This window comes from Collinsella sp. AM10-26 (assembly GCF_003472525.1).
Lineage (GTDB): Bacteria > Actinomycetota > Coriobacteriia > Coriobacteriales > Coriobacteriaceae > Collinsella.
In genome coordinates, this window is sequence record NZ_QRMC01000011.1 from 21426 (window position 1) to 41414 (window position 19989).

Genomic DNA, 19989 nt, shown 5'->3' on the forward strand with positions numbered 1-19989 from the left:
GGGCAAACCTACGTCTGCCCGCCCCCTGTCGCTAATCAGATAGCTTGGGCAGCAACTGCTTACTCGGAAGCAGCCTTCTCGGTCTTCCAGCCATCGACGAAGGCATTCTTGACGCCGTCCCACTTGGTGTTGTCGGCAGCATAAGCGATGAGAGCCTGCTTGAGGTTCTTCTTCCACTCCTCAGAGGGGATGTAAACGAAGTCCCAAGCAACGGTCTTCTTGCCATCCTTGGCCATAGCAACGGCCTGCTGCGAGAAGACGTTGGTGGTCTCCTTAGCGCTCTTGAACGGGGCGGTCAGACCCATCTTGTCAGCGATGATGCTGGTGGCGGTGTCAGAAGTGACGCACCAATACATGAAGTCCTCGGTGGCCTTCTGGGCATCCTCGGAAGCCTGGGAGCTGACGCACCAGTAGTTCTCGCCGCCGGAGCACAGGCCCTGGTTCTCCTCGCCGTCGACGCCGATGTAGATCGGCAGCATGCCGAGCTGGTCGTCGGTCATACCGGCCTTGGTGAGGTCGGCGTAGGCCCAAGAGCCGTTCTGGTAGAAGACGGCCTTGCCGGTTGCGAACTCGTTAGTGGCGTCGTCACCGGTCTTGGAGGCGAGCTGCGAAGGATCGCAGGTGGAGTCGGTGATGTACAGGTCGAAGATCTGCTTAAAGTTGTCGAGATACTCGCCCTTGATCTCGTCGTCCTCCTGGTTGTGCTCCTTCTCGAACTCGTAGTAGAGCGGGAGGTTGGCGAGGTGGGTGGTGTAGCGCCAGCTGGAGGAGTCATCCATGCCGGCGGAAGTGAAGGCACCGTCAACGCCGAGCTCGTCCTTGCGGGCCTGGATGTCATCGGCGCAAGCCTTCAGCTTGTCGAAGGAGTTGATGTCCTCGGCCTTGTAGCCAGCCTTCTCGAGGAGCTCCTTGTTGTAGATGATGCCGTAGCTCTCCTGAACCCAGTCGATACCCAGATCCTTGCCGTCGGACTGCAGAGCCAGGGAGTCGTCGATGAGCTCGCCGCGGAGCTTGGTGTCGGACAGATCGGCGCAGTAATCCTTCCAGTTCTTAAGACCGGTGGGGCCGTTGACCTGGAACAGCGTCGGAGCGGAGCTCTTGGACATCTCGGACTTGAGCTTCTCCTCGTAGGTGTTGGAGGCGGCGGTCACGATCTTGACCTCGACGCCCTTCTCCTTCTTGTACGCCTTGGCGATCTCCTTCCACTCCTTGTCGACCTCGGGCTTGAACTGGAGGAAGTAGACCTCGGCAGCGTCACCAGAAGCAGAGGAGCCAGAGCCGGCAGAACCACCGCAGCCCACGAGGCCCAGACCAAGAACCGCAGCCGCGGAACCAGCAAAGCCCAGGAACTGCCTTCTGCTCATTTCGTTCTTCATTACAATCCACCCTTTCACACCGTGGCGGCACCCTTTGCCGCCGCCTTCGGAGATTGGCTCGGGGACTTTGCCCCTTTTGCTGATTTGTACAATACGCTATTTGGCTAGTTGTTTGAACAAGTATTACTAGAGCGGTAGAAAAACTTCGGTGAACGGTAATTTCGACTTGATACTTGACAAGTTTTGTATAAACAATTATTTATTATCGAATGCAGCGAAAACGCCCGGTCAAGCCGATGCATTGTCGGTTTGACCGGGCGTTTTCGCTTTGAGGGCATGAGTCTCGTCAGGCTGCGAGCTAGCCGGCTATCGCTTGGAGTTGACGCGGTAGTGGAAGATCTCGGGATGCGTGCGGGCATGCGTGACCTCGAACAAGATGCCGTCCGAGGTGTACGACTGGCTCTCCATGACGGCGACACAGTTGTATTTGCCAAGGTCCAAGTAGCTGCAGTCCTCATCGTTGGCGAGCTCGACACTCACCGTACGGCGGCTCGCCATCACTTTGATGCCGCGCTTGTGCTCCAGATAGTCGTAGATAGACTTCTCGGCGACCTCGGGCGTCAGGCCCTTGGCGATCGACTCCAAAAAGTAGCCGTGGTCCACCTGGCGAGCACTGCCGTTGAGGCTTCGGACACGCACTACACGAATCAGCTCCTCGCCCACCTTAAAGCCCAGGCGACGAGAAAGTTGCTCCGTGCAAATCAAATGTTCAAAAGACTTGACCTCGGTCGATGCGACGGCATTGTTGCGTTTTGCGAACTCGCCAAACGACTCAACCTCTTCGAGTGCGCCCAACATGTCGGTTTCGCCCTTAAGCCAAATAACGCGCACGCCCTTGCCGTGTATGGGCTGCACAAACATCCCGTCGGCCAGCATACCCAAGGCGCGACGGACAGTATTGCGAGTACATCCGAACTCCGCGGTCAACTCAGCTTCGGTTGGCAGCATCTCCTGAAACGCATAGGTCCCATTAATGATGCGCGAGCGTATTTCTCGGTAGATTCCTTCGTATATCGCTTTTGGCATTGTTTCACCTCTAATTAATATGTATGGCTAGGCACGATAGCATTTCTTTGGGTTGTTTAAACCGTCTATCGGCAAAGCACCGATTATTAACTGTCAACGGCGCCCGTGATGCTCCAATCGATTCGAATCAAAACCGTCAATGCGGCAAGCAGCCAGTCCTCTACAATGAGTTCATTGTTTAAACGTTCTTGCTCGCACAGCATGTTGCATCCGGAAGGCATATTATGCTGCAGAAAATCCAACGTTTTGGCGGAGCCATGTTCGCGCCCGCCATGCTGTTTTCTATATCAGGCCTCATGGTCGGCATCTCCGCCCTCGCCACGACCGTAGACATCGTCGGTGACCTCGCCGTATACGGAACCCCTTGGTACGTTTTCTGGACCATCATCCAGCGCGGCTCGTGGACGGTCTTTAAACGTCTCCCGCTCCTTTTTGCCGTAGCGTTGCCTATCGGTCTTGCCCAAAAGCAACCGGCACGCTGCTGCCTCGAGGCGCTTGTGGCCTATTTTGCCTATTGCTTCTTTTTGAGCGAGATCATTAAGCTGAGCGGAGACAACCTTGGGCTTAAGTACCCATCATCTTTGACCCCCGCCAGCGGTATCACCGTCATCGACGGCATCAAGACGCTCGACACCGGCATTATCGGCCCGCTGGCGGTATCGGCAACCGTCGTCGCCATCCATGACCGCTTCTACGATGCCAAGGTTCCCGATTGGCTCGGCACCTTCTCGGGTTCCTCGCTGGTCTACCTCATCAGCTTTTTTGCCGTGTTTGCCCTTGCCGCCATCTCGGCCGCCATCGTGCCCTTCGCATACGCTGTAACCGAAACGCTGCGCCACGCACTTGCGGGCGTCGGCCCCTTCGGCGTGGGCATCTTTGTGTTTTTGGAGCGAGCACTCGAGCCCATGGGGCTGCACCACCTGCTCTATATGCCCATCTATTACGACAATCTGGTCATTCACGACGGTATTTACGCCACGTGGACCAACCTGCTCCCCATTCTCTCCCATAGCACGCGCCCTTTAAATGAACTTGCGCCCTGGGCAGGTTTTACCGCCACCGGCTGGGGCAAGCTCTTTGGCCTTCCCGCCATCGCGGCAGCATTCTATTTCACCGCCAAACCCGAACGCCGCGCCGGCCTTAAGGTCATCCTTTTGCCCGCCATCGTCGCCTCGGTGGTCTGCGGTGTCACCGAGCCGCTCGAGTTTCTCTTTATGTTCACCTATCCTGGACTCTTTTTGCTCTACGCCGTCCTATCCTCCTGCCTTGCCATGACCATGAACTTCTTTGGCATCGTCGGCATCTTCTCGGGCGGTCTCATGGAAATGACGGCCTTCAACTTCATCCCACTCATGCGAATGCATGCCAGCTCCTACCTTTTGGCGCTCGGTATCGGTCTTGCCTTTAGCCTCATCTTTTTTGTTAGTTTTCGAGCACTCATCTTGGTCTATGACCTTAAGACGCCGGGCCGCGAGGATCATGCCTCCAATCGCGCGGCAATCGATCGTTTAACGGGAAGCGGCTTTGTCAAAGAGCAATCTCCCAATGGCGAGGTCAGTATTCAATCCGATCAAGATCACGTCCTCGCTGAGCGGGTAATTCAGCTTTTAGGTGGCGTTGGCAATATCGTGGGCGCAACCAACTGCGCCACGCGGCTGCGCGTCGAAGTCGTAGACCCTTCTGTCGTGGCGGACAACGCGGCCTTTGTCGCAGTGGGCGCCAAGGGCCTCATCGTCACCGGCAAGACAGCCCAGGTGATCATCGGCGTCTCGGTTCCCCGTGTCAAAGAGCACTTTGATCAGGTTATGGGGCTCGAACCAGGTTTTGCGCCCGCCATCTCGCCTTCTCATGCTGTCGACGCCGCCAAAAATCATGGAGATATCTGCTTCTTTGACATCGACGGTACGCTCGCCTGGCAAGATCCCAAACTTGTCCAAGAGCTTCCCGAGGGCGAGCGAGACCTTTCCCCCTATCCTAATGAAACGGTTGCGCAGGCAATTCGCGCGTTTGTCGCCAACGGCAACAAGGCTTTTATCTGCACGGGGCGCGCCCTCAGCTGCATCCATCCCAAGCTGCTCGACCTGCCGTGGGCGGGCGTCGTCTGTCTCGCGGGCGGTTACGCCGAACTCGAGGGGCGCATCGTGCGCAATGCAGCCATAAGCCCCGGTCTGCTACAACGCCTCGCCCCCTATCTCGAGCAATCGGGTGAAGAGATTCGCTTTGAAGGCCTTAATCGAGTCGTGCGCATGAGTGCGGACGCGCCCGAGGCGCCCGGATACGCACGCACCTCTGGCGATGCCGTCACGCAACTTAAGCACTACAACGCCTATAAGATCCTTATGTCCACACCACTCGCCAACCGCATCGCTCAGGATAAAGAGCTTGGACCCCTGCTCTGCTTTAATGAGCTCGAGCTTGAGGTCACAGAAATCTCGCCTCGCGAGTGCACCAAACGAGCCGGAATCGAGGCCGTGCTTGACGCCTTGGGGCCAGACCACGGCACCGTGTATGGTATTGGCGACGCGAGCAATGACATCGCCCTTATGGAGACGGTCGACGTTGGCATCGCCATGGGCAACGCGCCGGACTTCCTCAAGGAAAAGGCCAACTATGTAACCGACAGCATCGACCACGACGGCGTCGTCACCGCGCTCGAACACTTTGGGCTTATCTAGCCGAGCCCCTACCACATGCGCGGCCACATGGCCCAATCGTCTTCAACCGCCGCGCTCGACGCCCCAATGTGGCAATATGTTGTCTGCATAATGCAACGATGCAACCTCAGAAAGAATGCGAGAGCCCGTGTTTAGTCCGTTTACCAGCTTTTTAGCCCAGCACTTTGACCAGATTAACGACTATCTGGCCACGTTCTTTGACGGACAGGCGACTTCCGCCGATATCGAGCGCTACCTGTATACCCCGCTCTCGACATTTACGGCAAACGCCGGCAAGCGCCACCGCCCGCTTATCTGCATGCTCGCCGCAACCGCAGTGGGCGGTAGCTTTGAGAGCGCCCGCAGCGCCGCGGCAGCCATCGAGCATTTCCAGTCGGGCGCGCTGATCCACGACGACATCGCCGACAACGGACAGCTTCGTCGAGGCAAGCCCTGCATGCACCTTACCGAGGGCACGGGCCTTGCCATCAATTGTGGCGACCTAGCGCTCACCATGGTCACCAAGACGGTTCTCGACGACCCCACGCTGGAGTCCGACGTGAAGGTGCGCGTGCTCCACGAGCTTACCGAGATGATCGTCCGCACCATCGAGGGCCAAGCGCTCGACCTGGGTTGGGTCCGTGATGAGCGCTTTGATATCTCGGTTGATGACTACCTGGACATGGCGACGCACAAGACCGCGTTTTACAGCGGAGCGACGCCACTTGCCGCCGGAGCCATTATTGGCGGCGGCAGCGATGAGCAAATCGAGGCGCTGCGCACCTTTGGCCTGCACACCGGTCTTGCCTTCCAAATCCAGGACGACCTGCTCAACCTTGTTGGCACCAAGGAAACCGCCAATAAGGACTTCCGTACCGACATCACCGAGGGCAAGCGTACGCTCGTCGCCGTACACGCCCTCTCTGATGAGCGCCACCACAACGAGGTCGAGGCGATTCTTTCCTCGGGCACCGATGATCCCGCGCAGCTCGCACGCGCCGTGGAGATCTTCCAGGAGACCGGCTCCATCGATTACGCCCACACCTACGCGCTGGACCTGACCGCTAAGGCCAAGGCCGCCATCGAAGGCGTCGAGCTCGACCCGCATGCACGCGAGCTATTCCTCTCCATGGCAGATTTCTTTGTGGAGCGCCTTAACTAGCGGGGGTTATAAAACCTGTCAGCAGCGTATTTGGGTACAACTTGCTACACTGTTGAGTGCATGTTTATGCATCCCTTTGCGTTGTCTATCCGACACACGCTCAAATAGTACGAATGGTACGCCGAAAGGGGTTCGTTCATGGAACCTATTACTACGGGCATGCAGGGAGCAGCCGTCGAGGACGTCCAGTCCCGCCTTCTGCAGCTCGGCTATACAATCGACGACGCCGAGGTCGCCGACAAGCGCTTTGGCACCACCACCGAGCAGGCTGTTGGCACCTTTAGGCTCGATAGCGGCCTCGCCGCCGGCAGCGCCGTCGATATCCCCTGCTGGAGCGCCCTGGTAGACGCCTCGTATAAGCTGGGCGACCGCACCCTCTATCTGCGCATGCCCAATTTCCATGGCGCCGATGTGCAGGCCCTGCAGCGCGCTCTGAACGTTTTGGGCTTTGCCTGCGGCGAGGACGACGGCTACTTTGGCCCGCATACCGAGGCCGCCCTGCAGCAGTTCCAGGAAAATGTCGGTCTGTTTGCCGACGGCATGGCCTTCCAGGACACCTACGCCTACATCAACCGCCTGCACCATGTGTGGGAGGGTAAGCCCTCGGTCACCGAGGCCGAGTCGCGTATCGGTTTTGCCCGTGCCGCCAATGTGCTTGAGCGCTTTCAGATTGCCGTTATCGGCGAGGACCCCATCGCACGCAGCGTTGCGTCGCGCATGTGGAATATCGCCACGGCAACGACCGACAACAGCGGCATGATGCTCTGCGACTCCGAGGTCCCAACCGACGTTGACCTGGTGCTCGAAATCGCAAGCGACGAGCTGCCCGCCGACGCCGCACCGCGCGCCACGATTGCCCTCGCCGAGTGCCACAACCTGGCCCAGCGCATCCGCACCGCCAATGTCGCCGCGCAGCAGAAGCCGGCTCGCATTCGCATTGAGCTCACGGGCATGACGCGCTACAACGGCACCTTCACGGCCAGCGACGCGCAGACGCTCGCCGTACGCCTGCTCGATGGCGTTTGCGATGCCCTCGCAGATTAGGTAAACTAGACGAGTTGCTTTTGGGCAACACCACACATTGGGACGTAGTTCAACGGTAGAACTCCGGTTTTTGGTGCCGGCTGTTGGGGGTTCGAATCCCTCCGTCCCAGCCAAGGTAACTGAGCGCCCTGAGCTTTCATCAGCCCAGGGCGCTTTCTTGTGAGCAAACGGAGGGATTCGAACCCGCAAGGGTGCGGAGCTGAGGAAACGCGAAGCGTTTTCCAGCGCAGCACGCAAGGAGCGAAGCGACGCAGCGGGACGCGGCCGCCGAAAAGGCGGACGCGGAATCCCTCCGTCCCATACCAGCAACGGGCTCCCCGCATCTCGACTTTCCAGCCAAACCGGCACTTAGGGACGCTCCCAAAGTGCCGGTCACAGCTTCTCCTACAGAACGAGAAGTTGCAAAAGGTAGATTTTCAGGCATGTCCCAAAAATCCACCCTCAAAATACAGGCGCCCCAAGCCCATTAGAACCAAGAGCGCCTTACATCTAGAAAATATCAGCCCAGTTCCGAAAAGCGAGCCGTCTGCGACAACCAAGTAGCCGCCGGCCCCGGGAGAGCGGGGACACCGACTTAGGTTTATCGCGAGTTCCGCACGAACAGGAGGCCGCTTAATGTGGCCTCCGTCGTGAGCAGGACTGTAGAGCAGGAAACCTAAGTCGGTGTCCCCGCTCTCCCGGGGCCGGCGGAACTAATTGTTCAGCATGCGGTCGAAGCTTCCCGAGTCGCCATCCCGATAGTCTGCGGTCATCAGGATCTCCTGCGGAATGCGCCCGCCTTCGCGCAGCACGTTGCGGAACTGCACGCGCGTAACCATGGGCAGGTCTTTGATCGTGGCCGCCAGGTTCTGCGGCACGCCCTGGTTGGCAGCCGCGGGCTCGCACTCGCCACCGGCCTTCACGCGACGCTTATGCTCGGCGAGCATGGCGCGGTACATGCCGGCATGCAGGCGAATCTCAACCACATTGGCATTGCGAGTCTGCTCGACGATGCGCGCGCCCTCGCGATCGATATCGCCTACGTAGTAGACGTAGTTAAAGCGGTAGCCGATCTCGGCCAGATAATCATCCAGCGCGTGAGAGACACTCGCCTTGCACCCGCCGCCAAAAATCACGCCGCCCACCTTGATGCCAAAGAGCTTGGCGTGCTTGCGGCCGCGCAGGAGCTTGACGATCTCGTCATAGGTGTCCAAGTTCTCGACCATAATGAACGGCTTGTCGGCGCCCAGCGTAAAGAAACCCATAAAATGCACGGGGCGGTTGGGGGCAACCTTAATCACTTGCATGCTGATGCCCTTTTCGGCCATGCGCTTAATCAGGCGCTCACCGTGCTTACCGTCAAAGGCCTTCTCGTCGTTAAAGATCTGGTAGGCACGCTGGCGGCGCGAGGCAACCGGCGTATCGGCACCTCGGTTCTGCTCGATCCAAGCCTGGATGATCGCAATCTCCTCGGCAATCTTGCGGTTGGACATCTCGTTGTGCTGAGCGCGCTGCGGAGCCATTTTGCCGTCCTTGCCCTCGACCTTAACGATCTGTGTCTGCTGCTCCTTGATCTTAGAGAGCGCCATAGGCGTAGGGACAACTTTGAGCAGCTGCCTGCCCAAAACGCGGGCAAGGGCAAACGCCGAGACCTCGCCGTGGGCGGCCGACTCGGGCTGCTGGGCAGCAGTATCTACTGCGGCAGACTCCGGCTTCTTCTGAGACTTGCGCTTAGAATCGCCTTGGGAATTGCACTCGCGCTTCGGCATAGACGCCTGCTTCTGCGGACGATCGGACTTGCTCTCCTTCGCTGGCCGGCGCTTTGGCTGCCCCGCAGAAACCTTGGCCTTCACATCCTCGTCCTGCGGCGTGATCTTCTCGGTTGCAGTCTCGGCATGGGAACTGCGGCCCCCACGATGGCGACGGCGGCGAGGCTTGCTCGACGCGCCCTGCTCCGTCTGCCCATCAGTAGACTGCTGGCCCTGGGTCTCCGTATCGGACGCAACCTGCTCATCAACAGGCTTCTGTTCACGAACTTCCGCCTCGGCAGGCTTCACGGCCTTCTCGGCCCGCACCTCCGGAACCTGATTAACCTTCTCCTGGCGCTTTACGGGATACGCGCGACCTGCAAAGCCGCGACCGGGACGACACGAGTCTGAGGCCTTCTTGGCCGGCTTCTCGGAATCGTCCGCAACCTCGGCAGTCTCTTCGGCCTCGAGCGCAACATCCTGCTGCTCGGCCCTAAAATGCGCACCGCGGCGACGCTTGGGCTCCTGGATCTCAGCATGCTCTTGAGTGCGAGTCGACTCCTGCATCCTGACGGGCTTTTCCTCGACAGCCTCGGCATCCGTCTCACCCTTTTGAGCAACGGCGCGGCGGAAGCGCTCCTGCTGGGCGCGGCGCTGCGCATCGCGCTTGCCACCCCCGCCAAAACCGCCGCGTCCCGCCTTGGCCGTAAAGGCACGCACGACGTTCTCATCGAGCAACTCATCGGTATCGACATGCTCACGCGGAGCTATTGCCGCCTCAGCAGGCACCTCGACAACGTCCTCGACGACCTCTTCGGCAGCCTCGGCAGGCTGCTCCTGGGCATCGCGGATCTCGGCATTGATGGTATAGAACGCCGGGCGCCCGTTAATGCCGCTGCCCTCGATCTTGGTAACGATCTTTGCCGCGATGAGTTCGTCGCGCATCGCCTTGGTGTTGCATTCCTTATCGACGGAACGGAAAATCTGCGCCAGCGCGCTCGACTTGATCTTGAGCGCCTTGCGGCAGAGCAGGTCGTAGGCAACCAGCTTGGCGCGCTCGGCAGAAAGCGACGTCTGGCTGCTCAGGCGCTCAGCCAAAGCATCGACATTGTTTTGATTATCGGAATATACCGTCTTGGCCACGGGGCCCCTTTCATATGTACACATATACGTCTATATGGTACAACGCGCGCCCTTGTCCACGCAAAACATCTGCGAGAACACTCGGGCGTCACTCGATTTTGCATGAAAAAAGACCGAGCCCGCGCAGTCGCGGACCCGGTTTTTCCGAGTCAAATAGATGGGAGATCCAACCCGTCCGACCGACTAGGCCTTGGCGGCTTCGGCGTCGGCAGGAGCCTCAGCGGCAGCGGCGCGACCGTACTCGGCCTTGCCCATCTCGGACCACTCGGGCTCCTCGTCAGGCATGGAGCCAGCCTCCTTGCCGAAGAACTCCTTGAGGCAGTTGACGGCGACGATGAGGCCCAGGACCATCAGCAGGACGGCGAAGACGAGCTGCAGGCCCTTGGTGGCGGCGACGGAGACGGCGGCCGTGGTGGCGGTAGCCGGGATGGTGCCGAAGAAGCCGTAGGCCTGGACGGCGGTCATGCAGCCCATGGCGCTCTGGACCAGCGAGGTGAAGGTGCAGCTGAGCAGGAAGGCGACGGGCACGTAGAGCATCCAGCCCTTGCGGCCGGTGCACTTGCAGAACACGGCGAGGGTGATCATGGTCATACCGCCGAGCAGCTGGTTGGAAGCACCAAAGAGCGGCCAGATGTTGGCATAGCCACCAAAGGCAAGGGCGAGACCGGGGAGCAGGGTGACGACCGTGGCGAACCAGGGGTTGCCGAGAACCTTCATGTAGCCGGCCTTGGACTCGATGGCAAGGGCGTCGTTGGTCTGGGCAAAGAACTCGGAGAACGAGGTGCGGGCGATGCGGGCGACGGCGTCGAGCGAGGTCAGGGCCAGTGCGGAGACGTTCATGGTCATGAAGACGGTTGCGAGCGTGCCGTTAACGCCGAAGGCCTGCATACCGCGGGAGATGCCAGCGGCGAAGATCTGGAACGGGGTGGAAGCGACGCCGGCGTTGAGGGCGCCGGTACCGGCGGTGTTCATGTCGGAGAACATGATGCCGGCGACGATGATGGCAAGGATGCCGACGAAGGACTCGACGATCATGGCGCCGTAACCGACCTTGACGGCGTCCTGCTCCTTCTCGACCTGCTTGGAGGAGGTACCGGAAGAAACGAGGCTGTGGAAACCAGAGAGAGCGCCGCAGGCAACGGAGACAAACAGGACCGGGAACATCATGCCAGAAGCGCTAGAGAAGCCGGTAAAGGCCGGAGCGGTGATAGTGGCCTGGCCGTTGACGCCCAGGACGACGATGCCGAGGACAGCGCAGGCGATCATGACGATCATCATGATCGAGGTGAGGTAGTCACGCGGGGTCTTGAGCATCTGGATGGGCATGGCGCCGGCAAAGACCAGGTAGACCATGACGATGGCGAACCACTGGAACTTATCCAGGTAGACCGGGAACTGCATACCGACGGCAAACATGAGAACCATGAGCACCACGCCGGTGACGAACTCGGCAGCGCCGGTGAGGTTGAACTTCTTCTGAGCCCAACCAAAGGCGATCGCGACGAAGGTGAACAGGATGGAGATGGTACCAGCGCAGCCGGCGGCATAGGACTTGGTGAAGTCGATGGCACCGGTAGCAGCACCAGAAGCGTCAACGGCCGGGGTGAACATGAACGTCTTGCAGACCATGTCGGTGAAAGCGGCGATGACGATGATGCAGAACAGCCAGCAGAACAGCAGGAACAGGCGACGACCGGTCTTGCCGATGTACTTCTCGATGAGCTGAGCCAGGGACTTGCCGTTGTTCTTCATCGAGGCGTACAGGGCGCCAAAGTCGTGGACGGCGCCAAAGAAGATGCCGCCGACGAGAACCCAAAGCACGACGGGCAGCCAGCCAAAGGCCATGGCGACAATCGTGCCCGTGACAGGGCCGGCACCGCAGATCGAGCTGAACTGGTGCGAGAACGCGGTGAAGGCGGAAACGGGCGAGAAGCTCTTGCCGTCCTTCATGCGCTTGGCCGGCGTGAGGGCGTCCTTGTCGACGCCCCACTTGTTGGCCAGCCAGCGGCCGTAGCCCAGATAGCCGCAGACGAGCACCGCCGCGGCCACAACCATGAGCAAAACTCCGTTCATTACATTTCCTCCTCTAAAAAGAACTTCCTAGACATAAAAAATGAGGGCCGTCGGTTGCGCTCGACGGCCCTCATCTTCATCAGCCGCCCGTTATCGTACGGGCTAGCTGTATGTGCTAACCCGCATCAGATAATTACTACGCTGATAATGTTTAGCTGATGCGTGAACATGTCTAAGAAATCCTCTTCGATCATGATGTGAACGTTCCGTGCGTGTTCACATCCCCCAGTGGATGAAAAGCAGTATGAAACTTTAGTTACCTAAAGTCAACGCAATTTTGTAATGAATTTTCAACTATTTTGAAAATTCTCGGTATAAAACGCCACTGACCTCGTACTTTACCAGACAAAAGTTTTTGCATGAGAGATACCCCTGAGAGCCGCGGGAGCCGGCCGGCGCACATGAACTTTCCTGCTCTACAGTCCTGCGCAAGACGGAAAGCACATTAAGTGCTTTCCTTTGCGTGCGGAACTCGCGATAAAGTTCATGTGCGCCGCCCGGCTCCCGCGGCTCTCAGGGGCTCCCATCCCAAATGCGGAGCAAAGCTCCGCATGCCATCTTTTTCTTTCAGCTCAAGAACGCCGGAAATTCGACACTGGCAGGTCACCCTCGCCGGACGCTGTCGACGCCAAACGAACCCCTACGCCGCATCGGGACAGAAAGGTCCCCGGCACTGCCCGGGCGCCAGCGGCCACATATGAACTTTATCGCGAGTTCCGCACGAACAGGATGCCACTTAATGTGGCCTCCGTCGTGAGCAAGACTGTCCGAGCAGGAAAGTTCATATGTGGCCGCTGGCGCCCGGGCAGCGCCGGGGACCGCACGAGCACGACTACAGCGTCATGTTCGGATCGGCGTCGACGTCGAACGGCGAGATCTCACCTCGGTCGAATTTACGGCGAGCGACCTCCGCGATCATGGCGGCGTTATCGGTGCAGGCGGACAAGGGCGGCACCGTTACACGAATGCCCTGACGTCCAAGCTTCTTGATCATCATCTCGCGCAGATGCGGATTGGCCGAGACGCCGCCGCCAATGCAATATTCCTTGCACCCGGTGGCATGCAGGGCGTTCTTGGCCTTCTTGTACTGCACGTCAAAGACAGCTGCCTCAAACGAAGCAGCCAGATCGGGCAGGTGAATCGTGCGCCCGGCCTTGGTCTCCTGCTCGATGTAGAGCGTCACCGCCGTCTTGAGGCCCGAAAGCGAGAAGCGGTAGTCTCCCCTGCTGTTAAGCGCGCGGGGAAAATCAATCGCCTTGGGGTCGCCCGTCTCGGCAAGCTTGGAGATGATGGGGCCACCGGGATAGCCCAGGCCCAGTGCCTTTGCCACCTTGTCGAAGGCTTCGCCCACAGCGTCGTCCAGCGTCTCGCCAAGTACCTCATAGTCGCCCCATGCCTTTACGTGCACGAGCATGGTGTGACCGCCCGAGACAAGCGTAAAGATAAACGGCGGCTTGAGGTCGGGCTGCGCCAACAGGTTGGCAAACAGGTGACCCTCCAGATGATTGACGCACACGAGCGGCTTGCCGGCAGCATATGCAAAGCCCTTGGCAAAGGCGACGCCCACCACCAGGGCGCCCACCAGGCCTGGACCCTGCGTCACGCCCACGGCGGCAAGCTCACTTGGCGCAATCGCTCCGCCCTCAAGGCCAAGCGATGCCGCGGCATCCTCGAGCGCCGCATCTACGACACTCACAATCACCTCAACGTGCTTGCGCGAGGCGATCTCGGGCACCACGCCGCCAAAGCGGGCATGAAAATCAATCTGCGTCGACACCTGGTTGGCCAGCATATTGCCATCTGCATCGATAATCGCCACGGCCGTCTCGTCGCAGGAGCTCTCGATGGCAAGCACCAGGCGACGGCGCTCGATTTCGGCACGTTCCTCAACAGTGCGATCGGGCGCGGCCAGCGGCCATACGCGCTGCTCGGCAGCCGTTGGCTCGGGCGAGGCGTTGTCGACCGGAAGCACCAGAGGCAACGGCGCCGTCATGACGATGGCATCCTTGCCGGCGCCGTAGTAGCCACGGCGACGCCCCGCTTCGGTAAAGCCCAGGGCGGCATAGAGCGCCATGGCGCCCTCGTTGCCGTCCTCGACCTCGAGCGAAGCCGTGGTGCAGCCGAGCATCTGGGCATCATAGCTCACATGCGACAGCAGCTTGCGGGCAATGCCCTCACGGCGATGTGCCGGGTCGACGGCGACATCCAGAATCTGCACATCACCGTCCACGACCATACCGCCGGCAAGGCCCAGTAGCTTGCCGTCGTCGTGTGCCACCCACCAACTACGCGGCGCAGCGACGTCCTCGCCCAGTTCGGACAGGAACACGCCCGGCGTCCACGCCTCGTGTCCGGCACCTTCAAAGCAGGCAGCCTCTAGCGTGCTCGCGCCCTCGGCGTCCGCCGCACCCATAGGGCGGAATTGCAGATGGCGACCGGCGAGCTCATCGGCAACGCCCGTAATTTCGCTCTGTGCGCTCTCGGCAAGACCGAGGCGTTTGCGCTCGTTTTCCTCGGCGTCAGAAAGGCGCGTATAGATCGGTAGGACGCGGGCCGGGTCGCCGTCACCCGCGGCATGCGCAAGGAGGAGGCCCTCGCCCGAAGGCCACCACAAGCCGCGCTCTACGCAGCGAGCGGCCTCAGCCTCGCCCAGCAGCTTGCCATAGCGCACGAGACCGTCGCCAGTCAGCTGAACCTGGTCCCAGTCCGCGGCTTGGCGCCACTCATCAAGCGCCACGGCAGCCTTGACCACGTGCTCGCGCTCAAACTGACGCTCGGGGCCCTCGTCGCTCAGTACGTACAAAGCCGGATACACCTCGCCGCGCATGGCATCGGCCAGAATGCCGAGCTTGCCACGCACACCAGCCTTCCACGCGGTCCATGCGCAGGCATCGAGCGTCGACACGCCCAACAGCGGCACGTTGGCACCGCGCGCCAAGCCCTTGGCGGTGGAAATGCCGATACGCACGCCGGTAAACGAACCCGGACCGCGACCGACGACGTAACTGCCCACGTCAGTACGGTCCATGCCAGCCCGAGCAAGCACGCTGTCGACGGTATTCACGAGCTCCACATTGGCATGGCGACGGCACATATGGTCGCCATTCACCAGCTTCGCCTCGCCCGTCTGCCCATCAATCCAGCTTGCCGCGCAGGCAAGCATATCGGTCGAAGTATCGAGCGCCACCACCAGCGCGTAATCGTTATGCAAGCTCATCTTGTACAGCCTTATCAATCAAATCGGAAAGCTCCGCTGCGCGCCCGCCGTGCGCCTCGAGCGCTATCGTTCGCACGTCGCTATCGTTCTCATCACGCTTAAGCGTTACCGAAAGATACTCGTCTGTCAGTTCGTCCTGGAACTGTTCGCCCCACTCCAACAGACAGGCACCCTCATAGCCCAATACATCGAAAATGCCCGTATCCTCGAGCTCGTAAGCATGCTCCAGACGGTACAGGTCAAAGTGGAACAGCGGAATACGCCCCTGATCATGAACGGCCATGAGTGCGAACGTGGGGCTCGTGACCATATGGCCGTCGCCCAGACCACGCGAAACGCCCTTGGTAAAGTGGGTTTTGCCCACCCCGAGGCCGCCGGTCAAGATCAGCACATCACCATCTGCCAGGCACGGCGCAACCAGCTCGCCAAAATGCTCTGTATCGGCAGAGCAAGCCGTTTTATAAATACCTACCCCCAGGCGCTCCAGGGACATATATGCTCCTTATTATTCCGAGGCACCCTCTGGCGCGGGATGCCGCTCCAGATAGTCGCCCAGCATCTTAAAGTCTTCCTCCAGCAGCTCCTGCCACGCCGGATTGCGTAGCGCTGCTGCCGGATGGAAAGTGGGCATCACCACAAAATGCCCCATCTGATGGAACCTGCCGCGCAGCTTGGTGATGCCGATCTCGGTCTTAAGCACAAAGTGCGTCGCGGGGTTACCGAGCGTCACGATGATATCAGGCCAAATGCTTCGAATCTGCTCACGCAAAAACGGTGAGCAGGCCAGCACTTCCTCGGGCCGAGGGTTGCGATTTCCCGGTGGGCGACACTTAAGCACGTTGGCAATGTAGACGTCTTCGCGCTTGAGGCCAGCCAGCGACAGGATGCCGTTGAGATCTTCGCCCGCCGCCCCCACAAACGGTTCGCCTTGCAGATCCTCGTTACGCCCCGGCGCCTCGCCGATAAACATGACGCGGGCGTGGGGGTTTCCCACGCCAAACACGATGTTACGGCGCGACTGATAGAGCTGGCAGAGATGGCAGTCGCCTAAAACAGCCTCAATCTCCTCGAGCGCAACCTCGCGCGGCGCCTGGTGACTATGTCCGGGGATGTGCATGACGCCCATGGCGGCTCCTACACGTAGATCTTGTCGAGACGCATGCCAAAGCCGCAGGCGACCTCGTAGTTAATCGTGCCGCGCAGTCGGGCCATCTCGTCCATGGTGATCTCGGCATCGCCATCGCGGCCGACAATGATCATCTCGTCGCCATACTCGGCCTCGGGAATCTCATGCGCCGGGTTGGACTGAATGGCGACCATAAACTGGTCCATGCAGATATTACCCACCTGACGCACACGCTCGCCGCGATACAGCACGTCCATACGATTGGAAAGCGTACGCGAAAGGCCATCGGCATAACCGATCGGAAGGGTGCAGATCTGAACGCGCGTGCGCGGGACGCGGTAGGTAAAGCCGTAGCCCACGCCCTCGCCCATCGCGGGATGCGCCACGCGTGTCACGCGCGCATGCACGCTCATAACAGGATCGAGCTGCATCACGCGACCACTCAGCTCGCATGGTTGCATGCCATACAAGCCAACGCCGGCGCGAATCATATCAAAATGCATCGAGGGATCGAGCATCGAGGACGGCGTGTTGGCACAGTGCACGATACCGCACTCAAAACCCGCGTCCTTAATGGCCTGAACGGCCTCGGTAAAGCGTTGGCACTGCAGTTTGTAGTCCCAACCCGAAGGTTCATCGGCCGTGGCGAAGTGCGTAAAGACGCCATCACACTGGATACCGCGATGGAAGCTAATACCACGAACAAAGTCGAGCACCTGCGTGTAGTGAACACCGATGCGGTTCATGCCCGTCTCAATGGCTAGATGGTACTTGCCCACCTTGCCTGCCGCGACAGCGCACTCGCCATAGGCAAGGGCGAAATCGGACGTATAGACCGAAGGCATAATGTCAAACTCAAGCAGGGTGGGGATAGCCTCGATAGGCGGCTCGCTCAAGATCAGGATGGGCTTGGTAATTCCGCCCCGACGTAGCTCAACACCCTCGCTGACCGTCGCCACGGCAAACATGTCGGCTCCGGCCGAGTACATGATTTTGGCGCACTCAACGGCACCATGGCCATAGGCATCGGCCTTGACCACGCAGCACAGTCGCTGACGTGGATCGAGCAGGTTCTTGTAAGCCCTCGTGTTGCGGCGAAGCGCCCCGCGGTCAATCTCAACCCAGGACCAGCGCGTCAAATCGGCTTTATTCATGATTAGTCATCCGACCCTTCGTCCATGATTCCCAGATCTTCGAGCGCATCCTTTGCCGCCAGCTCCATGGCAGGACCGATCAAGTCGATAAGATCGGTCGCGATAACGCTCTTCTCACCATACTCCGTCGCCGCGGCAAAACCGGCGTAGCTGTGAAGTGCGACGGCGTAAGAATACAGCAACTCCCAACGATCCATCTCGTCGCGCATGGTGGCAAGCGTGCCGGCCAAAATACCCGCGAGAACATCACCCGAACCGGCAGTTGCCAGAGAAGCCGGACCCGAGAGCGGCAGCAGCACGCGCTCAACGCCACAGATAGCCGTCGTCGGCCCCTTGGCAATGACCACCAGATTGTCGGAGCCTGCAGCCCAGACAACCTTCTGCGCGGCCGCAATCGCGGTACCAAGGTCGTTCACCTCGTCACCGGCAACCAGACGCGAAAGCTCACGATAGTGCGGTGTCATAACCAACGGCTGCTCGCGACGATACATCTCGGGGTTACTATCAATACCGTCAATGGCAATCTTAGCAAGGCAGTTGAGTGCATCGGCGTCCAAAATAAGCGGCACATCAAGCTCAAGCAAGCCCGAAACCACCTGCATAGCGCCGGCAGACGTCGTCATACCGGGACCGCACAGCACGCAGCTGTACTTCTTTGCGATCTCGCACACCGTCATGCGTGCAGCGGCGCCAAAGGAGCCGCGGGAATCAGACGGAATAGCAAAGACGGGAATCGAAGGAAGTGCCATGCGAATAAGATTGGCGCAGGCGTCAGGAGCCGCGACTGCCACGTAACCAGCACCCGCGCGAGCTGCAGACTTAGCCGCCATAATGGCAGCACCAGGATATTGCGCAGATCCGGCGACAATAAGCACAGAGCCACGGGAATACTTATCGATATTCGTAGGCAGTGGAGCAAAGAAATCAACTAAATCACCGGGCTCGACAATCTCGGCGGCGTGGTCGACATCATCGATGACCTCGTCAAGACGGTCGTAAAGATTGCCGCAGATCAAATCTCCAGTATACTCAGGGCCATCAGCGCTATACAGACCAATCTTGGGCGCAATCATCGTCACCGTACGCTCGGCACGAATGCAGTCGTCATCAACAACGCCCGTCTCGGCATTCAAGCCCGAGGGGACATCAATGGATACGACACAATCGGCGCATTCATTGACCGTAGGAATCCAAATGGAGAACGGCGCACGCAGATTCCCGTGGAAACCGGTACCAAAAATGGCATCGACAACAACATCGGCCTTATCGATCAAAACCTCGAGTTCGTCACGCGAGGGGCCGACGCAAACGTGCACATCGCGGCCGGCAGTACGACGAGCAACATGACGTGCCAGAGCAGCAGGAATCTCATCCGGCTCAACCGGAGAAACGATATCTACGTCCACACCCTTATGGTTCAGGATATCGGCGGCAACCCAACCGTCGCCTCCATTATTACCAAAACCGACCAGAAAGAGAACCCGATCGGGATTGAGCTTCATGACCTCGTTGGCGGCAAACTCACCCGCTAGCTCCATAAGCTCGGCCTTCGAAGTCCCCTCGCGTTCGATGATATCCTCGAGACGAACGACTTCTTCGGTACTCAAAACCGGTTTCATCTATGCTCCTAGCGTATCTTGCGAAGCATCGCCCAGGTGCTCCGTCAATGCTGAATTCTGCAGCTGCTCAAGCTCATCTAAAACAGAGCGAGCCGCTTTAAATGTCTGCGCAACGCGTTTCTTGGTGCTCACCTTTTCCTCTTTTGGCTTAGGTCGAGCGGCATCGGTAATCGCGATGGCATTCGCAACGGCTAAGTCTCCTGTAAGCGTAATGGAAAGAGCGACCTCAACGACACCCAACTCTTGAGCGATCTCGAGTGCACGGCCCGAAAGCAGCGCCTTCGGTTTGCCAAGTTTATCACGCGTCACCGAAACATCCTTGCGACCCACGCCTTGACTAAAACCCGTGCCAAGAGCTTTAAGCACCGCCTCGCGCGAAGCAAAGCGGCTCGCATAGTGAGCAGCGGGACGCGATGATGCATCGCAATACGCACGCTCTTCTTCGGTAAACACACGCCGAGCAAACGACGGCGTCTTTTCAAGAATTGATTTCATGCGCGAAATCTCGACGATATCAACGCCGATACCAGCTTCAGCCATGTTCACCTCCATATCGCACAGACTAAGTTATTGTAGCCCGTTCACAGAAGATGCGACAAACGAGGGTTATAAAACACAGCTACTATGTGAGACGAAAACCCGTTAACGCAAAAAAGGGGGGGGGGGCG

General features: G+C 59.3%; 13 protein-coding genes and 1 tRNA gene. 4 read left to right on the forward strand and 10 right to left on the reverse strand.

What is annotated here, in order from left to right:
• Positions 1-59: 59 nt before the first annotated feature.
• Together DW123_RS09070 and DW123_RS09075 are read right to left on the reverse strand one after the other, a co-directional pair.
• Positions 60-1376 (reverse strand): ABC transporter substrate-binding protein, encoded by a 1317-nt coding sequence (locus DW123_RS09070; protein ID WP_055252173.1) that lies wholly within the window; start codon positions 1374-1376, stop codon positions 60-62.
• Between the two features lie 306 nt (positions 1377-1682).
• Entirely contained in the window at positions 1683-2402 is a 720-nt protein-coding gene (locus tag DW123_RS09075; RefSeq protein WP_117743782.1) for a GntR family transcriptional regulator, read from the reverse strand.
• A 224-nt stretch (positions 2403-2626) separates the two neighbouring features.
• On the opposite strand from DW123_RS09075, the gene DW123_RS09615 reads away from it, so the two are divergent.
• From DW123_RS09615 to DW123_RS09095, 4 genes are all read left to right on the forward strand, one after another.
• Positions 2627-5077, forward strand: coding sequence for a PTS transporter subunit EIIC (locus DW123_RS09615; RefSeq protein ID WP_118291518.1), 2451 nt, complete (start codon positions 2627-2629; stop codon positions 5075-5077).
• Positions 5078-5204: 127 nt separating this feature from the next.
• Positions 5205-6218, forward strand: coding sequence for a polyprenyl synthetase family protein (locus tag DW123_RS09085; RefSeq protein WP_118273714.1), 1014 nt, complete (start codon positions 5205-5207; stop codon positions 6216-6218).
• Positions 6219-6356: 138 nt separating this feature from the next.
• Positions 6357-7262, forward strand: coding sequence for a peptidoglycan-binding protein (locus DW123_RS09090; RefSeq protein ID WP_199406666.1), 906 nt, complete (start codon positions 6357-6359; stop codon positions 7260-7262).
• Positions 7263-7300: 38 nt separating this feature from the next.
• A tRNA-Gln gene (locus DW123_RS09095) sits at positions 7301-7375 on the forward strand.
• 579 nt (positions 7376-7954) lie between these two features.
• On the opposite strand, the gene DW123_RS09100 is transcribed toward DW123_RS09095, so the two are convergent.
• The 8 genes from DW123_RS09100 to acpS form a co-directional block, all read right to left on the reverse strand.
• Complete coding sequence (locus tag DW123_RS09100; protein ID WP_118273715.1) at positions 7955-10132, reverse strand: hypothetical protein; 2178 nt, start codon at positions 10130-10132, stop codon at positions 7955-7957.
• Positions 10133-10315: 183 nt separating this feature from the next.
• On the reverse strand, positions 10316-12205 hold the full coding sequence (locus DW123_RS09105) for a carbon starvation protein A (protein WP_118273716.1): 1890 nt from the start codon (positions 12203-12205) through the stop codon (positions 10316-10318).
• An 832-nt stretch (positions 12206-13037) separates the two neighbouring features.
• Positions 13038-15422, reverse strand: coding sequence for a tRNA (adenosine(37)-N6)-threonylcarbamoyltransferase complex transferase subunit TsaD (gene tsaD, locus DW123_RS09110; RefSeq protein ID WP_118273742.1), 2385 nt, complete (start codon positions 15420-15422; stop codon positions 13038-13040).
• Positions 15409-15915 carry a tRNA (adenosine(37)-N6)-threonylcarbamoyltransferase complex ATPase subunit type 1 TsaE gene (gene tsaE / locus DW123_RS09115; RefSeq protein WP_118273743.1) on the reverse strand — a complete coding sequence of 169 codons (507 nt, stop codon included), beginning with the start codon at positions 15913-15915 and terminating at the stop codon, positions 15409-15411. The genes tsaD and tsaE overlap by 14 nt, the downstream gene beginning before the upstream one ends.
• A 12-nt stretch (positions 15916-15927) precedes the next feature.
• Positions 15928-16548: a uracil-DNA glycosylase gene (locus DW123_RS09120; RefSeq protein WP_118273744.1), complete on the reverse strand. Its 621-nt coding sequence runs from the start codon at positions 16546-16548 to the stop codon at positions 15928-15930.
• Positions 16549-16556: 8 nt separating this feature from the next.
• Positions 16557-17702: an alanine racemase gene (alr, locus tag DW123_RS09125; RefSeq protein WP_118273745.1), complete on the reverse strand. Its 1146-nt coding sequence runs from the start codon at positions 17700-17702 to the stop codon at positions 16557-16559.
• Between the two features lie 2 nt (positions 17703-17704).
• Positions 17705-19321 carry an NAD(P)H-hydrate dehydratase gene (locus DW123_RS09130; protein WP_118273746.1) on the reverse strand — a complete coding sequence of 539 codons (1617 nt, stop codon included), beginning with the start codon at positions 19319-19321 and terminating at the stop codon, positions 17705-17707.
• Positions 19322-19861: a holo-ACP synthase gene (gene acpS / locus DW123_RS09135; RefSeq protein ID WP_118273747.1), complete on the reverse strand. Its 540-nt coding sequence runs from the start codon at positions 19859-19861 to the stop codon at positions 19322-19324.
• Positions 19862-19989: the final 128 nt, after the last annotated feature.

Excerpts from the sequence above, each read along its gene's own strand:
- DW123_RS09070 (WP_055252173.1), bottom strand. The coding sequence starts at position 1,376 with ATGAAGAACGAAATGAGCAGAAGGCAGTTCCTGGGCTTTGCTGGTTCC.
- DW123_RS09075 (WP_117743782.1), bottom strand. The coding sequence starts at position 2,402 with ATGCCAAAAGCGATATACGAAGGAATCTACCGAGAAATACGCTCGCGC.
- DW123_RS09615 (WP_118291518.1), top strand. The coding sequence starts at position 2,627 with ATGCTGCAGAAAATCCAACGTTTTGGCGGAGCCATGTTCGCGCCCGCC.
- DW123_RS09090 (WP_199406666.1), top strand. The coding sequence starts at position 6,357 with ATGGAACCTATTACTACGGGCATGCAGGGAGCAGCCGTCGAGGACGTC.
- DW123_RS09105 (WP_118273716.1), bottom strand. The coding sequence starts at position 12,205 with ATGAACGGAGTTTTGCTCATGGTTGTGGCCGCGGCGGTGCTCGTCTGC.
- tsaD (WP_118273742.1), bottom strand. The coding sequence starts at position 15,422 with ATGAGCTTGCATAACGATTACGCGCTGGTGGTGGCGCTCGATACTTCG.
- tsaE (WP_118273743.1), bottom strand. The coding sequence starts at position 15,915 with ATGTCCCTGGAGCGCCTGGGGGTAGGTATTTATAAAACGGCTTGCTCT.
- DW123_RS09120 (WP_118273744.1), bottom strand. The coding sequence starts at position 16,548 with ATGGGCGTCATGCACATCCCCGGACATAGTCACCAGGCGCCGCGCGAG.
- alr (WP_118273745.1), bottom strand. The coding sequence starts at position 17,702 with ATGAATAAAGCCGATTTGACGCGCTGGTCCTGGGTTGAGATTGACCGC.
- DW123_RS09130 (WP_118273746.1), bottom strand. The coding sequence starts at position 19,321 with ATGAAACCGGTTTTGAGTACCGAAGAAGTCGTTCGTCTCGAGGATATC.
- acpS (WP_118273747.1), bottom strand. The coding sequence starts at position 19,861 with ATGGCTGAAGCTGGTATCGGCGTTGATATCGTCGAGATTTCGCGCATG.